Origin of the sequence: Ensifer sp. NPDC090286 (assembly GCF_044769565.1) — a bacterium.
Classification (GTDB): domain Bacteria; phylum Pseudomonadota; class Alphaproteobacteria; order Rhizobiales; family Rhizobiaceae; genus Ensifer.
The window spans coordinates 36,649-53,631 of sequence record NZ_JBIVYF010000013.1 but is presented as its reverse complement, the minus strand read 5'-3'; the positions used below and the strand labels follow the sequence as shown (position 1 = coordinate 53,631).

The window sequence follows — 16,983 nt, the reverse complement described above, 5'->3', positions numbered from 1 at the left end:
CGATCATGTCATACCAGTGATCGACGGGCACCTGGCTGGTGACGATGGTGGATCGCTTCTCGTAGCGGTCCTCGACGATCTCCAGGAGATCGCGCCGCTGCTCGTCGTTGAGCTTCTCGGGCCCCCAGTCGTCGAGGATGAGCAGGTCGGTTCTGGCGAGCGCCTTGAGGACCTTGGGATAACGGCCGTCGCCGCGCGCGAGCGCAAGCGTGGCGAACAGCCTGGGCAGGCGATGATAGGCGACGGAGAAGTCCTCGCGGCAGGCCTTGTGTCCGAGCGCACAGGCCAGCCAGCTCTTGCCGACGCCGGCGGGTCCAATCAGCAAGAGGCTGTGGTGTTGCCTGATCCAGTCGCAGTTGGCGAGCTTCAGGAAGAGATTGCGATCGAGGCCGCGGGCGGCGCGGAAGTCGATGTTCTCGACCTGGGCGTCATGGCGCAGCTTTGCGGCGCGGGCTCTCGCCTCGAAGCGCTTCTGGCGGCGTGTGGTCGCCTCGCGTTCGAGCAGCAGTGCAAGCCATTCGCCATGCTCGAGGTGTCTCGCTTCCGTTTGCGCCTCGAGTTCCTGATAGGCACTGGCCATGCCTGTCAGGCCGAGTTCGCGCAGCATATCGATGGTCGGATTGGTCAGCATCGATTGGTGTCTCCTCAATGAAAGTAGCCGGGGCCACGCAGATTGGCGTGTTCCATGACGGCGGCGGGTTCGGTGGAATGTCTGGTGGCCTTGTGGGTGGCGATGAGCGAGGCAATCGTCTTGCAGGTCAGGCCGCCGATCTCGACGGCCCGTGCCGAAACGGCCTCGGCGCGCTCGCGGCCGATGTCGCGATAGAGGCGCAGGATGCCGAGGCAGGTTCTGAAGCCCTGCTCGGGATGTGGCCGGCTGGCGAGAATGGCGACGATCAGCCCTTCGGTCTGCGGACCGATGGACGCGCCCCAGCGCCGGAAGCGCTCCGGCGTCCATTCGGCGTATCGGCGGTGGGAGCTCGGCATGTGCGCCGGGTCTGTTCCATAGCGCGGCCCGCCATAGCGGCGCTGATGGACCGCGACGCGTTTGCCGCGGTGGAAGATCTCGATCATCCGCGCGGTCGCCCGGATATCGACCTGCTGGCGAATGAGCGCGTGCGGGACGGAATAGAAGAAGGTCTTGAACTCGGCATGGTAGTCCGTCGAGACCCGTGCAAAGCGCCATTCAGCGAACTCGTACTCCTCGGCGGGCAAGCTTGCGAGCGCCGCGCGCTCCACCGTCTCGAAGAGATGCCGGCGGCTGACACTCAACCGGCGCATGACATGATTGTTGATGCGCTCCAGCACCTCGGTGATCGCGGCATTGGCCTCGGCGAGCGAGAAGAAAGTCTGCTTGCGCAAGCGACCGAGAATGCAGCTCTGGGCGAAGCGCACACCGTTCTCGACCTTGGCCTTGTCCTTCGGACGCCGCGGCCGCGCCGGCAGAACGCCGACACCATAGTGAGACGCCATCATGCCGTAACTGCGGTTGATCTCGGGATCGTAAAAGCTGGCGCGGCTGACGCCGGACTTCAGATTGTCGGGCACGACCAGGCGGGGCACACCGCCGAAAAAGGCGAACATGCGCACATGTGAGCCGACCCAGTCCGGCAAGGTCTGGGTCCAGGTGGCCTCGGCGAAGGTGTAGCTCGACGCGCCGAGCACGCCGAGAAACAACTCCGCCTCGCGGATCTCGCCAGTCTTGCGATCGACGATCGGCACCCGCTTGCCGGAATAGTCGACGAAGACTTTGTCGCCGGCCGCATGCTCCTGGCGCATCGTCGGCGACAGGCGCTGCTCGAAACCGCGGAACAGCTCGCAGAAGCGGCTATAGCCATAACCGTCGGGATGGACGCTGCGATACTCCTCCCACAGGATCAGCAGTGTCACGCCAGGCTTCTTCAGCTCGATGGCAAACTCCGCCCAGTTCGGTTCGTGACGTCGCCGCTGGCCCTGTTTGACGCCGGCGCGGATGAAAAGCCGATGCTCCAGAGCATCGTCGGTCAGGTCTCCTGGCAATGGCCAGCTCAGCCCCGCCATGGCTGCCCGCTTCAGGTTATCCTGCACGGTGCTGCGGGCAACGCCGAGGATCACTGCGATCTCGCGGCTGCTGGTTCCGCTTCCGGCGAGCCGGAGCATCTGTCGTAATTGTCTCATGGTCAGCTTTCTCTTTGCCGGCATCAAAATCTCCCCGTGTATCGGGAGGCTTGATGCCAAAGTTGCTGACCCAGAGGGGATCGTTAGTGCCGAAATCCGGCCGGTAATTGATTGGAATCGTGGCCGGCTTCAAATCGGAACGGTGGCCGGATATTGATCGGAATGCCGGCCGGCTTCACGTCGGAATCCGCACGCGAAGGCGGGCAGTCAGGTTTCGCGATCGCAGGGGCGGCGATCGACGGGGATGGCGTCGTTAGGCGCTTATTAACCATATGAATCAATGCCATAAAATTCACAAACGGAAGTCACTACGCGATTACTTTCCGTCATCTGAACGCCTTTTTTCGTTGCGCATCACTATCGATACGTATCAAGTATCGATAGTGAAGGATTTGGAGTCGGAAATCACATAATTCTGTATCACAACACCGTCAGGACCCTCGGAAAACACGCTTTCAGCGACGGCCGCTTACGCCAACGCCTCGCATTGCCCGTGCACAGCGATTGTGCTATCTAGGTAGAATATAGAAACATAGGAACCTCGGAGGCGGAATGGCGCTGAGCATCAAAGACCACGACACCGAGCAGCTGGCCCGCACGCTTGCCGAACGGACCGGCGAAAGCATCACACTGGCCACCAAGCGCGCGCTTGAAGAGCGCCTGCGACGGCTTGGCTCTGACATGCGCAAATCCGCTCTCCTCGAGGATCTCGAAGCGATCCAGCGACGCTGGAACGCTCGGCCCGTTCTCGACAGCCGCACAGCCGATGAGATTCTCGGATACGACGAGAACGGACTGCCATCCTGATGGTCATCGATACCTCCGTCCTTGCCGCCATTGCTTTCAATGAGCCGGAAGCGGCGGCTTTCCGCGAGCGCATTGCAGACGACCCCGTCAGGCTCATCTCCGCTGCGACCGTCCTAGAGGCAGCCATGGTGATCGAAACTCGACTTGGGGAGGCCGCAGGTGCCGATCTCGACCTCTGGCTCTACAAGGCCGAAGTCGAAATCGTCCCAGTTACAGCCGACCATGCTGATCGCGCGCGACGCGCCTGGCGGCGTTTTGGCAAGGGCCGTCATCCGGCCAGCCTCAACTACGGCGACTGCTTTTCCTATGCTCTTGCCGCGCTTTCCGGAGAACCACTCCTCTACAAGGGCAACGATTTTTCGCAAACCGACATCGATGCGGCGTGAGGTTTGTCCATGGCAGCTCAAACCGAGCCAGCAAAAGCGCCCGCTGATGTGTCGGCGACTACACAAGGCGCCAAGCTGAGCCAGAGCGGAGGATCCGCCTCGATCGAAGACGTATGGCTGTGTGCCGCAGAAAGCATCCCGGGTTCGGTGCGCCGCATGACGTCGGCTCACGGCGATCTCTACGATATCAACGGCCTGCCGAAATGAGCGAAGCCTCCTCAGCATCCACCCTAAAACGCGCCGAAGAACTCGACGCGCTCGATTCCATCCTGCCCTTCGATCGGCGTGACCAGCTCGCTTCCCTGCTCACCGACGACGACGTCGCGACGCTCAAGCATCTCGCTGGCGAAGGCATGGGCGACAACACGCTGCGCGCACTTGCCTCCGATCTTGGCTATCTCGGGGCCTGGTGTCAGCTTGCCACCGGCAGCCCCCTGCCCTGGCCCGCACCCGAAAGCCTGCTGCTGAAATTTGTCGCCCACCACCTTTGGGATCCCCTCAAGCGCGCCGAGGATGCCGATCATGGCATGCCGGCCGATGTCGAGGCCGGCTTGCGGGAAAGCCGCCTGCTGCGCGCGAAAGGCCCCCATGCGCCGGACACGGTGCGGCGACGCCTGACCACCTGGTCGATCCTCACCCGCTGGCGCGGGCTCACCGGTGCCTTCAACGGCCCTTCGCTCAAATCTGCCTTGCGCCTTGCCGTGCGCGCCAGCGCTCGACCGCGACAGCGCAAAAGCAAGAAGGCCGTCACCGCCGACATTCTGGCAGAACTGCTGCAGGCCTGCGCCGGCGAGCGCCTGGTCGACCTGCGCGACCGGGCGCTGCTTCTAGCAGCGTTTGCCTCCGGCGGGCGGCGGCGATCGGAAGTGGCGGCCCTGCGCGTCGAGGATCTTGTCGACGAAGACCCTGTTCGTGCCGATCCGAACGACGCGAACTCCCCTCCCCTGCCCTGCCTGTCGATCCGCCTCGGCCGCACCAAGACGACAACCAGCGACGACGATGAAAACGTCGTTCTGATTGGCCGGCCGGTGGTCGCGCTAAAGCACTGGCTCGAGCAGGCGAACGTCAAAGAAGGCCCGGTGTTCCGACGCATTGATCAATGGGGAAATATTGACCGACGGGCGCTGACCCCTCAGTCGGTCAACCTGATCCTGAAGACCCGTTGCAAACAGGCCGGATTCGATCCGGCGCTGTTCTCGGCGCATGGCCTTCGGTCCGGCTACCTGACCGAAGCCGCCAACCGCGGTATCCCCCTGCCCGAAGCCATGCAGCAGTCATTGCATAGGTCGGTGACGCAGGCAGCTCGCTACTACAACGACGCAGAACGCAAGCAAGGACGAGCGGCAAGATTAGTGCTTTGAGGCTGCGCCGACGTTCACTTCCCGCACGCAGAAGCCAGAAACCGCATTCGCCATCATCTTTACCTTGCATTTCTGGAATGGAACTCCATAAATGCAAGGATGATTGAGCGCCAAATAGCTTCCACACTCGCAGAACTTATCGATACGAACCCCGCCGTCGCACTCATTGGACCGCGCCAGGTTGGGAAAACGACGCTCGCTCTCGCAACCGCTGAGCAGCGGCAATCAATCTATCTTGATCTCGAATCCGATGCCGATCGCGCTAAACTGAGCGAACCCGAGCTCTACCTCGAACAGCATGCCGACAAGCTTGTCATCCTGGACGAGGTTCATAGGCTACCCAATCTCTTTCAAAACCTGCGTGGCTTAATCGATCGGGGGCGCCGAAAAGGCAAACGTTCTGGGCAGTTTCTTCTGCTGGGCTCAGCTTCCATCGATCTTCTGAAGCAGTCCGGAGAAAGTCTTGCCGGCCGCATCGCCTATCTTGAGATGCATCCGATCGACGGCCTCGAGGTAGCCGAAAAGGATATCAACCCTCTATGGGTTCGAGGAGGCTTTCCAGACAGCTTTCTCGCCGTCAACGAACGCGCCAGCTCTCGCTGGAGACAAGACTTCATTCGAACATATCTTGAGCGCGACATTCCCCAGTTCGGCCCTCGGATCCCGGCCGAAACGCTCAGGCGGTTCTGGACGATGCTCGCGCATCATCAATCGGGCCTCCTAAATGCCGCCGAATTCGCCCGCGCGCTTGGGGTCGATGGCAAGACCGTTGCGAGCTATCTAGACCTCCTTGTCGACCTCCTATTGGTTCGGCGGCTAGAACCTTGGCACTCCAATGTGGGAAAGCGCCTGGTAAAATCGCCGCGCGTGTATGTTCGCGACAGTGGCATAGCTCACACCCTTCTGGGTCTGACGAACCAAGAACAAGTCCTCGGGCATCCCGTCGCGGGCGCGAGCTGGGAAGGTTTCGTCATTGAAACCCTCTCCGGAGCCGTGCCGTACGGCACCCAACTGAACTTCTATCGGACGGCAGCGGGCGCTGAGATTGATCTCCTCGTAACACCGCCCGGCGGGCGACCCTGGGCAATCGAAATCAAACGCAGCCTCACTCCAAAACTCGAAAAGGGGTTCTATCTCGCCTGTGAGGCGATAGATCCCGAACGGCGACTGGTGATCTATCCCGGACCTGAAACCTACCCTCTGAGCGAAACAGTCCAAGCAATGCCGCTTCCCATCGCAGGAAAACTCTTACGAGATCTCGCCGGATCCCTTTGAGTCGAGCGGCTTCGATGAGCGCTAACCCTCTGCGAGGGTCGGCCCCTTCGCCGAAACCGCCCACGGCGATACCCGCATTGCTCAGTTGTCGCTACTGCCCTTTTTATCGATACGAATGAGCGATAGATTCAGTCGCGATACCTCATGTTCTCCGCCAAGAGCGAGCTATAGAAGGACGCCTATCACTCATGAAAACAATCCATAACGGAGCGGTCATCACCGCTTCAACTGTTCTATCCAACCTGTTTGGCCGTTGCCCCATTGGCTCTCATGTACGTTATCTGCATCGGCCTAATTGAAAACTCCCCGCGTTCCGCGTCAGGTCGCGCAATTGACCGCCGACCGATACGATTTGCCCTTCCCTCTCGAGAATGCACGCAGCAATGATCTCGCGGGCTCCTAGCAGGCGCTCGGACTACCCCCATCATCGATCGGTCGACCAGCGGTGATGATGAAAACGTGATCCTGATTGGCCGACCAGTAGGTGCGTTGAAGTGCTGGCCCCAGGACGGAGCATCGGCGCTGAACCGGCTTCCAACGCGACCGGCCGATGCTAACGCCCCCGTCGGCCGATTCGATCCTGATGACAGGTTGCAAGCAGGCGGACCCAGATCCGCTATGTTTTCGGCGCATGGCTTAGGTCCCACAAAGGCAAGGTACCCAGGAAGGCGACACTGAACTATTCGCCGCGGCCGTTCCCCTACTTGCAGGTATCAAACGGTCGAGGCCCCCCTTCGCCCCACGCGGCTGGTATCGGTCGCATCCATTCGAGGGCAGTCGCAGCCTTGGCCGAGCACCAGCAGATCGCCTTCGCCTTCAAGATCGAGCGCGGCCGGAAGACGGAATGCTCGGAGCTCTTCAGGCAGATCGAGTGCCGAAAGCGACTTCGCGATCACTCCTACCTCGCGGGCCAAAGCCCGCGCGACCTGCGCGATCTGGGGTGCACTCGGGGCTCACTAAACCTGCCACAGGCAACCAACTTAAGGCCGGTCGTCCTAGTATAATCGCGTTGGCGAAAAGACGTGCAAGGACAGCAGAGCGTCTCGGGCAGCACCGAGGTCAAAGCTTCCCCTGGTTCCTGAAACTGCCCTGCTTTATCACCTCAGTGAGGAGCACGTGTTGCGGGAGGTCGCCGACGCTCAGATTGCCGGACGCCCTCGCCACGGCTTCCACCGATTGTTCCCTCTGAGAACTGGCGCGTCGATTAAAATGTGGCGTGTTCCCGTCACATGCCTCGCCAAGCGGCGCTCTGTTGGCTTGTCGCGCCGTCTGTTGGGAGCTCCCAACAGGATAGGCGGCGGCTATCCAAATTCTTCCAGGACGCGGAGTTCCGCAATGGCCATCGGGAACAAGGGGACCCGGCGCATCAAGGCGATCTGAACCCTCGCCACAGTGGCTCTTGGGTCTCGCGTAAACTTGCGCGGGCGAGCGGAAGAACTTCTGTTGGGAGCTCCCAACAAAGCAACCCTGATAACGGTCAGCGCGTCCGTCGAGGGAAGTAGACGTCACCGCCAATCTACGGGCTCGTCACGTCGGTGCTACCCGGTTCAGATTCTCCAGTCAGACGAGGACTGTCGCGTTCCTGCGTTCCCATTGGCCGCCGCCGCACACATGCTTCAGATTGCAACGGTGTCGTCGACTATGCGGGCAGGGGAGGGGATGTGACAACTTGCGACGGTTGAACCAGCGAAGCAATGCCGACATCCAAGACCCTAGTGGCGCACCGGCGCCGAGTAGGGCGAACTGAACCTCGCAGTCCGGAGGGAGCGGCCGATGCTCCCTCCCTGTAACTCATGCGCACAATTGCAGCAGCCGGTCACTCGAGCGTCACTTGTGATGACAAGCCAATCCGTTCAGCAAGCACTTGAGCCCCGAAGCGTATGCTCCCCGCCGAAGTCAGTCATCCAAATTTCACGAGATTGAGTGCGGGGAGCGGACCGCCGGGGAACTGCACCAGCTTTCCACCGATTGCGACCGGACCGAGATCGATCCCCGCGAAGCCCAGCTTGGCGATCAGTGCGCCTACTTGAGCCTTCGACCTCGCGTCGTCCCCCGAATAGAAGAGGACGCGGCTTCCACCCTCAGCACGCGGATCGCCAGAGAGCAGATGCGGAGGGAGATGGTTGAACGCCTTTACGACACGAGCGCCTTGCACCAGGCCAGCGAACACTTCCGTCGACAGTCGGCCATTGAGTTCGGCCGGCTGGAAGAGCGGACGCTCGATCGGGTTGTTGGCGTCGATAACGATGCGCCCATCCCAATCAGGAAGACCCGCCAATGCCTTCGGCAACTTCGACCAAGGCACGGCGACCAGGACGAGATCAGCCTTGGCCGCTTCTTCGATCGTGCCTGCCGCGATGTGTGGCGTCAGTTCTTGCGCGAAGTCCCGCAATGTGTCGGGACCACGGCTGTTGGAGATCGTTGCGGCGATACCGTTCCGGGCAAGCGCGCGGGCGAATGCGGAGCCGATCTCGCCGGCTCCAATGATGCCAATAGACATGGGGGGTCTCCTGGATGGATAGATGATCAGGCGGTGAAGCCGCCGTCGGCCACGATGTCAGCACCCGTTACGAAGGCAGCCTCGGGGCTTGCGAGATAAGCCACGACACTGGCGATCTCGTAGTCCTTGCCGTATCTGCCGATCGCCATACCGGGGCCGACGATCTTCGAGACTGGACCGCCATCGGGGTTCATGTCGGTGTCGGTCGGGCCGGGGTGTACGGTGTTCACAGTGATGCCCTTGGGACCGAGGTCTCGCACGAGGCTGCGGTTGAAGCCGGCGACAGCGCCCTTCGTCAGCGTGTAGAGCGAGGCAGTCGGAAAGGCTGCGTAGCGGACCATGGAAGAGCCGATGTGAATGATGCGGCCGCCCGATTTCATGCGGCGGGCAGCCTCCTGCGTGCCGACGAACACACCCGTCACGTTGACCGCGATCATGCGCTCGTAGTCTTCGAACTTGATGTCCTCGATCGGACCGCCGAGCGCGATACCTGCATTGTTGACGAGGATGTCGATCGAACCGAACGTTTCCTCGGTCTTGGCCACCGCGGCCCGCACGGAGTCAGGATTTCCGGAGTCGGCATGTAGGGCGATGGCACGGCCGCCTGCGTTTTCGATTTCCTTCAAGACTGACGCTGCCTTCTCGGGAGAAGCGCTGTAGGTGATGGCGACCGCGGCTCCATCTGCCGCAAGACGCTTAGCGATTGCCGCGCCGATAGAGCGTGAGCCACCCGTGACGAGAGCGGTTTTGCCGGACAATTTCAGAGAGGTTTTGGTCATTGCGATCACTCCATTGCTTGGTTTCGATGGAGTGAATATCGCCCTCTTATTCCTCTATGATTAGACGGTATTGACTGTTATTAATTTCAAGCAATCATTGAAAGCTGCATTATGGAAACATTGGCTAATCTGGAATCCTTCGTCCGCAGTGCCGAGCTTGGAAGCTTCTCTTCAGCGGCCCGCAGGCTGGGGTTGACGCCAGCGGCTGTCAGCAGGAACGTCGCAACCCTCGAATCCAACTTGAAGCTTCGGCTCTTCCAGCGCAGCACCCGAAGTCTGACGCTCACAGAGGCTGGCGAGCGATTCCTTCATTCTGTCCGCGACCACTTGGAAAGGCTCCAAGGTGCCATTGCCGAGGCATCCAACGATCAAGCCGAACCAGCGGGCGTGCTGAGGCTCAGTATGAGTCCGACATTTGGAGTTGAATACATTCTTCCGACCTTGCCAGAATTCATGCGTCGATACCCGCTGATCAGGCCTGAATGGATGTTTGAAAACCGTCAGGTGGACCTGATCGCCGAAGGCTACGACGCTGCAATCGGTGGAGGGTTCGAGCTCACACCGGGCATCATCGCGAAGACGTTGGCCTCGGCCCACATCATCGCTGTCGCCTCGCCGTCGTACATGCAGGACCGGGTCCCGCCTCACGACCCGTCGGGCCTGATTGAGTTGGACGGCATCGTGATGCGCTCGATGCGCACTGGGCGGGTTCGACAATGGCAGATGAGAAACTTCCCGGGCGACGAACTGCCAGCGGTGTTGAAGGAAAGGATCGTCGTCAACGACCCGGCCGCAATGCGGTCCGCCGCGGTCCTCGGGCTTGGTGTCGCCATGATCGCGAAGCCTGACGCCCTGCCGCACCTGGAGAACGGCGAGCTTGTCCGGCTGAACTCTGCCTGGTACGCCGATGCCGGTCCGATTTCGATTTACTATGCGAGCCGCACCTTGCTCCCCACCAAAACCCGCGTGTTCATCGATTTCATCGGCGAGATCGCTCAACGCGAAAGGTGGCCAGAACGATTTGCCGGTACGTTGGGCTAATGTCAGCCGACCGCGGCACATTCCGGACAATGCCGCCGCGGCTCTTGCGAAAACGAGCAGCCCCCGCGTCATTTTTCGTCGAGGACTGGGGCTGTCCATTGCGGTTGGTCGACCCTTGATCAGCAGCGGCATTCGCTAGCGGCCGGCTCGATTTCATCTTCGTAGGGAACCTCGCTGCTGATCTGCCACATATACCCTCGGGCGCGGGGGCTGGGACTTCGGCTTTTTCGCTGTGGCTGCCCGTGCTCGGAAGGGCAGGGGTTACGCCGATCTGAGCTGCACTGCGCCCCCCGTTCGCAGAAGCGCCATCAGCATCGGCCCCAGGCTAAATTCTCCCTTTGCCGCGCGCCCGGTAAGGTCCCGGAGATATCCTCCCGCAGAGTTGATGTGTCCAGCTCGCTCAAGAATGCAGGCAATAACGACCGCCGCATTCTCAGGCCCCATGATTTCGCAAGCTTCCTGATAGGCCGACGGCGAAACTCCGAGCATAGACCGGACGACTACCGCGGCACTCATCAAATCGCGCCAGCTCTCAACTCGGCCAGCTTGCCCGTAGTCCGCTATCTGCGGGCAAGCTCTCAGAACCATGCCCAGAGGAAACGCCGAGACCGCATCCTTACGACTTAGCGGTTCTTCCCGCGACTTCGCCCCCAGCTCGTTTCGTGAGCTAGGTTCAAGTTCAATTTTAGATTCGGTATTTGAATTCTGTATGTGCTGACGGATTTCGTCGCCATTGATAGCGCTTTTTTCCGAAATAAGCTGTACTTCCAACAGGTTGACGATACCTTCGTGCAAAAGGACGAGCTCGTCGAGGCACACTGTGAAGTCCGCCGCTTCTTTCGCCGTCCGTAGCTTCGCCACTATCGCAATGAACTGTGCTTCGATGCTTTCCCAATCACCCGAGGCCCCCTCATCGATCGCGGCAGATATGAGCTTGCGCACATCGCGCCTGGTAATCGTAACCTTCTCCTTGATCACTCTCAGCCGACGGATTTCGTCATTGACCTGTTGAGCCAAGAGAGCGATCTCTTCCGAGCGCGCAAGCAGGGGCGCCAGGCTGAAACCATATGCAGCTTCGATCGTGCCATCGCGATCTTTGCGGGCGTAGCGCTTGCCGTTAGGGCTGTCGTGGCGATGAATAAGCCCGGCTTGTACCAGGATCGCCAGGTTCTCCCGCAGGGTCGTACCTGCAATTCCGTTCGCGCGTGCTGTCAGCTGCGCGTTGGAGGGAAACACGATGAGGTTGGAAGCTTCGCTCAGATCGTTCGCGGGGTAAAAGGACAGAAGCGCGCTGAGCACTGCCAGTGCCCGGTCGCGCACGCCCAGAAGGGAACGTGCTGCGCAGGCATCCTGATAAACCTTCCACTTGTCGACTGATTTGCCTTCCTCGATGTCCGCCGCGGCGAATTGATTTTTCACGAGGGCAAGCGTCATCGGCCGCCGCCCAAAAGGCGTCGTCACATAACCACTCTGCATTTTTCTTCACCTTTCGAGAGGCAACAGAAAAACGCTCACCGAAGACAGTGCCAAAAACTCTTGACGGGGATTCCGGGAAGTGCGATTCTCTCAACCGACCAAAGTGGAGAAGGCTCTTCGGAATTCGTTTCGGGGGGCTTTTTCTTTGCCGTGTGAGTGCGATCTACCAAACCATCACACGCTTATTTCATAGGTTCTCTCCCTCGCCTTTAAGCTGTTGGAATTCCTTGAACAGGATGTCCAGCTTACCCGATACGAACTGTGCGAAAGCCGGGACCGAATTCTCGTCGAAGGTAATCGTTGTCTTCCCCTCGCGCGCCTCGATTTGAGCTCCGCGCTTTCCATGCGGGGTGCGCCAGTCTTCTCTGTCAGGCTTCGAGTTCTTGGTAGGCTTAAGCATTGCACGAAGCAGAGCGTCTAGACGTGCATCGCTCTCAAGCTGGTTCTGCGCGTATTTCGCGAGGAGTTCGTGCGCAGCGGCCAGCCTCTCGGGGGAGGAGAGATGATCAGCCAGCGCCAGCCAACGCGCGCGCCCAGCTTTTGCCGCCGGACCGATCTTTCTCACCAGGTCCTCAGGTATCTGACGTGCGATTGCTATGTAGCGGCTCACATCTGCCTTATCTGCAGCCAGCGCGGCAATAATCGTCGGGCGATCGCATCCGCCATCTTCTAGGTTCTTCGCGAAGAACGCCTTTTCAATGAACGACAGATCCTTGCGGTCGAGGTTTTCGCGGCCCTGGGCGATGTAGAGCTGGCTATCAGAGAGGTTTCGTACGATTGCCCTGACTGGTCGGCCCAGCTTCTCGGCGGCCTTCAATCGACGACGACCGTAGGCAATCTGGAAGCGGCCGGAATCCTGCGGGTTCGGCCGAACAAGGATCGGGACCTGTTGTCCGTGTTCTGCGATGCTCTCGACAAGTGCGTCGAAGGCTGAATCAACGTCGATGGGAATGCGATCCAAGATCTTGGAGCTATCGACTGATCCCGTCTCGATCGAGATGACAGCTTCGCCTTCAGCCAACTGCTGCTGAAGTCTTGTAGCCTGCTTCGCGTTCTCGGCCATCTCGTGCAGCGAGGTTCCCATTGCTGAGATTGCACCTGTTCGCACGCGGTCGGCAGATTTCGATGCGGAAGACGCTGCCGCAACTGGCTTCTTCAGGAAGAGAGAGTCAATCGAGTCTCGCCTGCTCATGTCGCCTCACCTGTGTTGAAGTCACTTGAACCTGTACGATTGTTGAATGCCTCTGGTGTGCCCACGAGCGAAGCGCGCACACGCATTCTCGAAGGCGCCGCAGGGGGCATTGATCCCGCGCTCGTGATTTCGAGAGGATGCATTACGCTCGGCCCCACGCTTGCTTGATCAAGGTCTCCACCTCGGAATTGACTGCGTCAAGCGCTTCCATTGCGCGGTCATAGGTGGACCGCGTCAGATTCTCGCGGCCAATCTCATAAAGCGTCTGCTTCGTCAGTCCGGCGTCCGAAACGGCTGCGGATTTGACCATCGGGTTTGTGAGCACGTGATCGTCGAACAGGTTTCGCAGAAGCGCCGCCACCTTCGTCTGGGGCGCATCTTGAGGTTCGAAACGCGTCAGGAGGTAGCGGATAAAGTCATACTTCAGGTCGCCGCCTGCATCCCGGACGACACCCAGAAGATCGCGCGTCATCAAGAGGAACTGGCTCATCGATGAAATATCGAGCATCTGCGGATGCACGGTCACGATCATGGAGGTAGCAGCGCACAAGCCGCTCAATGTGAGAAAACCGAGTTGGGGAGGGCAATCGATCACGACGATATCGTAGTTGTCGGCCACCTCGTCGAGTGCCGCCGCCACGCGAGCAAAGAACAGTGTTTCGCCAGTCGATCCAGCGCTCAGCGCCCTTGGCGTCGTATGCTCAAACTCCATCAATTCAAGGTTGCCCGGCACGAGATCGAGGCCGTCAAAATAGGTCTTGCGGATCACTTCAGACAACTTCCGACGCTCATCGTCATATCGGATCGCGGCATAAAGGGTCTGGTTGGACGCGACATCGAGCTCGGGAAGAACTCCAAGCAGCGCGGACAAACTGGCTTGGGGATCCAAATCTACAGCGAGAACCCGGTAGCCCTGAAGCGCCAGATACTGTGCCAAGTGCGCCGAAGTGGTTGTCTTGCCCGACCCACCCTTAAAGTTCGTTACAGCCAAAACCTGGAGATGTTCGCCGGCGCGGCGATGAGGAACAAAGTCGATGCTTTCCCGTCCGCGCGTCGATTGCGCCAGGAGATGCCTGATCTGATTGATTTCCGGCAATGTATATAGCCGGCGGCCGTTGCTCGTGGTCTGGGGCTGCGGTCCCTCGCCAGCAAGCGTCATCTTCCGAAGGGTAGAATCAGATACCTTCATCAGACGGGCGGCTTCCCCGGACGTGAACTTCCGCAGAATTTTGTTCGCCGTTGGCGGGAACAGCGCCTCGCTCATCGACCGGAGCTGTGAACTTAGAAGATCGGCCTGCTCGCCAATCGTCTCGTCGACACTGGGCAAAGCTTCAAGGTGTTGGTTTCTCGCCACGCTCACGCTGATATCTCTCGTCACGGTTTTTTCGCCAGTTCGGCATATTTATCGTGACGATACGCAAAAGGCATTTCTTGGCAAGGACTTAATGGTTAATCGATGGTTAACGGCGCGGCAATCTTGCGAAGCGTCTAAACCGAATATCCTCTTTGAATCAATCCATTAACAATCCGTCCGGCTCATTTTGTTCACCATAGGTTTTACTGTGAATCCTGCAAGACGTGCGCCCGAGAGCTGGCTTCGAAACCCCAATCTTTAATCCCGCCCAAGGACTCACCATGCGACTCAGTCCGGAACGACCTTGTTGAATCCTACAACTGCCGCCTCAATGCGATTCGTGCTGACTTCTTTCCGATCGAGGTCGATGGGAGGAGTTCATGCAGATCCGCGCGATTTCAACGCCCCGAAACAAAGACGAGGCAAGACTTCTACACGCCCAACATCAACTGCGGGCTCGTGTGTTTTCTGATCGGATGGGTTGGGATGTCCAAGTTTCCGACGGATGCGAACGGGATCGTTTCGACGAACTTCAACCGACCTACATTCTGGGTATCTCCGACGCTGCACGGGTGATTGGTTGCGCCAGGCTTCTTCCGGCGCTCGGCCCCACCATGCTGGCCGATGTTTTCCCTTCGCTTCTCCCTCATGGCCGGCTTGCCGCTCACTCCTCCATGATCGAAAGCTCGCGCTTCTGCGTGGACACCGCTCTCGAGGAGGGAGGAGCAGGGGGCTCGGTCCACGAGGCAACGCTCGCAATGTTTGCCGGCATCATCGAGTGGTCCATCGCGAACAATTTCACCGAAATCGTAACCGTGACAGATCTCCGGTTGGAACGGATCCTCTCTCGTGTCGGATGGCGGCTTCGGCGCCTTGGCGAACCAAGAAACATCGGAAATACCGTGGCAGTCGCAGGCATTCTGTCGGCGGATGCGGACACATTTATCAAGCTTCGTCCTCCCGGCTACCACTCTCAGATTTCTGGCCCTTTCGGCCAAGCCGCGTGAGGAAGCGCCGATGACACAGCTTCGATCTCATCCCCGCCTCATTCGAAAACTCCAGGAAGCGCTTGGCGACCAGATCTGCAATGCACTCGACGACAGCGCCGTCGTCGAGATTATGCTCAATCCGGATGGAAAGCTGTTCATCGAACGGCTCGGGCAAGGCGTCGCACCCGCCGGCGAAATGTCCACGGCTGCCGCTGAGATGGTTATCGGTACGGTCGCTCATGCCCTGCAGTCGGAGGTGGATGCCACCCAGCCCATCATTTCCGGGGAACTCCCGATCGGCGGCCATCGATTTGAGGGCTTGTTGCCGCCGATCGTCGCCAGGCCCACGTTTTCCATTCGCCGGCGTGCGTCACGCATGATCCCGCTGGGCGAATATGTGCGTACCGGCGTCATGACGGAAGCACAGGCGACCACCATCAGGAGCGCCATAGGTGCGCGCCTGAACATCATCATTTCCGGTGGAACCGGTTCGGGCAAGACGACACTTGCCAATGCCGTGATCAATGAGATCGTCAAATGTGCTCCTGAGGATCGTCTCTTGATCCTCGAGGACACCGCCGAAATCCAGTGCTCTGCCGACAACGCGGTTCTCCTCCACACCAGCGACGCAATCGACATGGCTCGGTTGCTGAAAAGCACAATGCGCTTGCGACCCGACCGTATCGTTGTCGGCGAGGTTCGCGACGGAGCGGCACTGACACTGCTTAAGGCGTGGAATACCGGACATCCCGGAGGTGTGGCGACAATCCATTCGAACACCGCGACGTCTGCCTTGCGTCGCCTGGAGCAACTGACGGCAGAAGCCAGCCAGCAGCCCATGCAGGAAGTGATCGGAGAAGCGGTCGACCTCATCATCTCCATCGAACGCACGCCACACGGCCGGCGCGTTCGCGATGTGATCCATGTCGAGCAGTTCGCGAACGGCGAATACGAAATCGAATCCGAAGAACTCACTGAGGAACAGGAGGCGCGGCATGTCGCCTGAGAATAGGGCCCTCTTCGGAGTTGTTGCGACGATGGTAGTTCTCTCAGCCACCGCACCAGCGTTCGCCAGTTCTGGTGGCGGTCTTCCGTGGGAGGGGCCGCTTGAAAGAATTCAGGAGTCCATCACCGGCCCGGTCGCCGGCTACATCGCTCTCGCAGCCGTCGCGATCGCCGGTGGTATGCTGATCTTCGGCGGCGAACTGAACGATTTCGCGCGACGATTGATGTACGTGGTTCTTGTCGCCGGCGTCTTGCTCGGTGCAACGCAAATTGTCGCCCTTTTTGGCGCAACCGGCGCGTCCATTGGATTGCCCGAACCGCTCGCAAAACAACGGCCTTCGGTTGAAGGGGAGGGCGCGCGTGGCTGAACATCGGTCTGGTCTTCATCGCAATCGCATTCATCGCGCACTCTCGCGGCCGAACCTTCTGATGGGCGCGGACCGGGAACTGGTCCTGATCACCGGCCTGGCTGCGGTCATATTGATCTTCGTCGTGCTCACTCCCTATTCCGTGCTTTTCGGTATCGGCGTTTGGATCGCCATCGTCGGGTTGCTGCGCCAAATGGCGAAATCCGACCCACTGATGCGGCAGGCCTACCTGCGTCATATCTCCTACAAGCCCTACTACAGAGCGACCACTTCGCCATGGCGCCGGTACTGAG

Annotated in this window: 18 protein-coding genes; 10 read left to right on the top strand and 8 right to left on the bottom strand. The window is 59.7% G+C overall.

Annotated features, from left to right (window positions below; genetic code table 11):
• On the bottom strand, positions 1-631 hold a 631-nt coding region (istB, locus tag ACIQUG_RS34200), incomplete at its 3' end, for an IS21-like element helper ATPase IstB (RefSeq protein ID WP_402326832.1).
• A 14-nt stretch (positions 632-645) separates the two neighbouring features.
• Entirely contained in the window at positions 646-2,157 is a 1,512-nt protein-coding gene (gene istA, locus ACIQUG_RS34195) for an IS21 family transposase (protein ID WP_402326837.1), read from the bottom strand.
• Positions 2,158-2,709: 552 nt separating this feature from the next.
• Between istA and ACIQUG_RS34190 the strand changes: the two genes are divergently transcribed.
• The 5 genes from ACIQUG_RS34190 (at position 2,710) to ACIQUG_RS34170 (ending at position 5,986) form a co-directional block, all read left to right on the top strand.
• Positions 2,710-2,964 (top strand): type II toxin-antitoxin system VapB family antitoxin, encoded by a 255-nt coding sequence (locus ACIQUG_RS34190; RefSeq protein ID WP_402326831.1) that lies wholly within the window; start codon positions 2,710-2,712, stop codon positions 2,962-2,964.
• Positions 2,964-3,350 (top strand): type II toxin-antitoxin system VapC family toxin, encoded by a 387-nt coding sequence (locus tag ACIQUG_RS34185; RefSeq protein ID WP_402326830.1) that lies wholly within the window; start codon positions 2,964-2,966, stop codon positions 3,348-3,350. Before ACIQUG_RS34190 ends, ACIQUG_RS34185 begins: the two co-directional genes overlap by 1 nt.
• A gap of 9 nt (positions 3,351-3,359) precedes the next feature.
• A complete protein-coding gene (locus tag ACIQUG_RS34180) occupies positions 3,360-3,557 on the top strand; it encodes a hypothetical protein (RefSeq protein ID WP_156134100.1) in 198 nt (65 codons plus the stop codon).
• On the top strand, positions 3,554-4,711 hold the full coding sequence (locus ACIQUG_RS34175) for a site-specific integrase (RefSeq protein WP_402326829.1): 1,158 nt from the start codon (positions 3,554-3,556) through the stop codon (positions 4,709-4,711). The genes ACIQUG_RS34180 and ACIQUG_RS34175 overlap by 4 nt, the downstream gene beginning before the upstream one ends.
• Positions 4,712-4,810: 99 nt before the next feature.
• The gene (locus ACIQUG_RS34170) at positions 4,811-5,986 is read left to right on the top strand and encodes an ATP-binding protein (protein WP_402326828.1); all 1,176 of its coding nucleotides are present in this window, start codon (positions 4,811-4,813) and stop codon (positions 5,984-5,986) included.
• A 713-nt stretch (positions 5,987-6,699) separates the two neighbouring features.
• Here the strand turns inward: ACIQUG_RS34170 and ACIQUG_RS34165 are convergent.
• The 3 genes from ACIQUG_RS34165 to ACIQUG_RS34155 form a co-directional block, all read right to left on the bottom strand.
• Positions 6,700-6,882, bottom strand: coding sequence for a hypothetical protein (locus ACIQUG_RS34165; protein ID WP_402326827.1), 183 nt, complete (start codon positions 6,880-6,882; stop codon positions 6,700-6,702).
• Between the two features lie 1,004 nt (positions 6,883-7,886).
• The gene (locus ACIQUG_RS34160; protein WP_402326826.1) at positions 7,887-8,486 is read right to left on the bottom strand and encodes an NADPH-dependent F420 reductase; all 600 of its coding nucleotides are present in this window, start codon (positions 8,484-8,486) and stop codon (positions 7,887-7,889) included.
• Between the two features lie 26 nt (positions 8,487-8,512).
• Positions 8,513-9,265, bottom strand: coding sequence for a 3-oxoacyl-ACP reductase family protein (locus tag ACIQUG_RS34155; protein ID WP_402326825.1), 753 nt, complete (start codon positions 9,263-9,265; stop codon positions 8,513-8,515).
• Between the two features lie 111 nt (positions 9,266-9,376).
• On the opposite strand from ACIQUG_RS34155, the gene ACIQUG_RS34150 reads away from it, so the two are divergent.
• Positions 9,377-10,306 carry a LysR substrate-binding domain-containing protein gene (locus ACIQUG_RS34150; protein ID WP_402326824.1) on the top strand — a complete coding sequence of 310 codons (930 nt, stop codon included), beginning with the start codon at positions 9,377-9,379 and terminating at the stop codon, positions 10,304-10,306.
• Positions 10,307-10,567: 261 nt separating this feature from the next.
• On the opposite strand, the gene repC is transcribed toward ACIQUG_RS34150, so the two are convergent.
• The 3 genes from repC to repA form a co-directional block, all read right to left on the bottom strand.
• Entirely contained in the window at positions 10,568-11,782 is a 1,215-nt protein-coding gene (gene repC / locus ACIQUG_RS34145; RefSeq protein WP_402326823.1) for a plasmid replication protein RepC, read from the bottom strand.
• 187 nt (positions 11,783-11,969) lie between these two features.
• A complete protein-coding gene (gene repB, locus ACIQUG_RS34140) occupies positions 11,970-12,974 on the bottom strand; it encodes a plasmid partitioning protein RepB (protein WP_402326822.1) in 1,005 nt (334 codons plus the stop codon).
• 142 nt (positions 12,975-13,116) lie between these two features.
• Positions 13,117-14,334: a plasmid partitioning protein RepA gene (gene repA, locus ACIQUG_RS34135; RefSeq protein WP_402326836.1), complete on the bottom strand. Its 1,218-nt coding sequence runs from the start codon at positions 14,332-14,334 to the stop codon at positions 13,117-13,119.
• Between the two features lie 374 nt (positions 14,335-14,708).
• On the opposite strand from repA, the gene traI reads away from it, so the two are divergent.
• From traI to ACIQUG_RS34115, 4 genes are read left to right on the top strand one after another with little or no spacing between them, the layout of a single operon-like run.
• Positions 14,709-15,335, top strand: a complete 627-nt coding sequence (traI, locus tag ACIQUG_RS34130) for an acyl-homoserine-lactone synthase TraI (RefSeq protein ID WP_402326821.1) — start codon at positions 14,709-14,711, stop codon at positions 15,333-15,335.
• 10 nt (positions 15,336-15,345) lie between these two features.
• Positions 15,346-16,323 carry a P-type conjugative transfer ATPase TrbB gene (trbB, locus tag ACIQUG_RS34125; RefSeq protein WP_402326835.1) on the top strand — a complete coding sequence of 326 codons (978 nt, stop codon included), beginning with the start codon at positions 15,346-15,348 and terminating at the stop codon, positions 16,321-16,323.
• A complete protein-coding gene (locus ACIQUG_RS34120) occupies positions 16,313-16,690 on the top strand; it encodes a TrbC/VirB2 family protein (RefSeq protein WP_402326819.1) in 378 nt (125 codons plus the stop codon). The genes trbB and ACIQUG_RS34120 overlap by 11 nt, the downstream gene beginning before the upstream one ends.
• Positions 16,683-16,982 carry a conjugal transfer protein TrbD gene (locus tag ACIQUG_RS34115; protein ID WP_402326817.1) on the top strand — a complete coding sequence of 100 codons (300 nt, stop codon included), beginning with the start codon at positions 16,683-16,685 and terminating at the stop codon, positions 16,980-16,982. The genes ACIQUG_RS34120 and ACIQUG_RS34115 overlap by 8 nt, the downstream gene beginning before the upstream one ends.
• Position 16,983: the final 1 nt, after the last annotated feature.

What these genes read in the sequence shown, in the direction of transcription:
- traI (WP_402326821.1), top strand. Translation starts at nt 14,709, where the DNA reads ATGCAGATCCGCGCGATTTCAACGCCCCGAAACAAAGACGAGGCAAGA.
- ACIQUG_RS34175 (WP_402326829.1), top strand. Translation starts at nt 3,554, where the DNA reads ATGAGCGAAGCCTCCTCAGCATCCACCCTAAAACGCGCCGAAGAACTC.
- ACIQUG_RS34190 (WP_402326831.1), top strand. Translation starts at nt 2,710, where the DNA reads ATGGCGCTGAGCATCAAAGACCACGACACCGAGCAGCTGGCCCGCACG.
- trbB (WP_402326835.1), top strand. Translation starts at nt 15,346, where the DNA reads ATGACACAGCTTCGATCTCATCCCCGCCTCATTCGAAAACTCCAGGAA.
- ACIQUG_RS34160 (WP_402326826.1), bottom strand. Translation starts at nt 8,486, where the DNA reads ATGTCTATTGGCATCATTGGAGCCGGCGAGATCGGCTCCGCATTCGCC.
- repB (WP_402326822.1), bottom strand. Translation starts at nt 12,974, where the DNA reads ATGAGCAGGCGAGACTCGATTGACTCTCTCTTCCTGAAGAAGCCAGTT.
- repC (WP_402326823.1), bottom strand. Translation starts at nt 11,782, where the DNA reads ATGCAGAGTGGTTATGTGACGACGCCTTTTGGGCGGCGGCCGATGACG.
- ACIQUG_RS34180 (WP_156134100.1), top strand. Translation starts at nt 3,360, where the DNA reads ATGGCAGCTCAAACCGAGCCAGCAAAAGCGCCCGCTGATGTGTCGGCG.
- ACIQUG_RS34170 (WP_402326828.1), top strand. Translation starts at nt 4,811, where the DNA reads ATGATTGAGCGCCAAATAGCTTCCACACTCGCAGAACTTATCGATACG.
- ACIQUG_RS34120 (WP_402326819.1), top strand. Translation starts at nt 16,313, where the DNA reads ATGTCGCCTGAGAATAGGGCCCTCTTCGGAGTTGTTGCGACGATGGTA.
- ACIQUG_RS34155 (WP_402326825.1), bottom strand. Translation starts at nt 9,265, where the DNA reads ATGACCAAAACCTCTCTGAAATTGTCCGGCAAAACCGCTCTCGTCACG.
- istA (WP_402326837.1), bottom strand. Translation starts at nt 2,157, where the DNA reads ATGAGACAATTACGACAGATGCTCCGGCTCGCCGGAAGCGGAACCAGC.
- ACIQUG_RS34150 (WP_402326824.1), top strand. Translation starts at nt 9,377, where the DNA reads ATGGAAACATTGGCTAATCTGGAATCCTTCGTCCGCAGTGCCGAGCTT.
- ACIQUG_RS34185 (WP_402326830.1), top strand. Translation starts at nt 2,964, where the DNA reads ATGGTCATCGATACCTCCGTCCTTGCCGCCATTGCTTTCAATGAGCCG.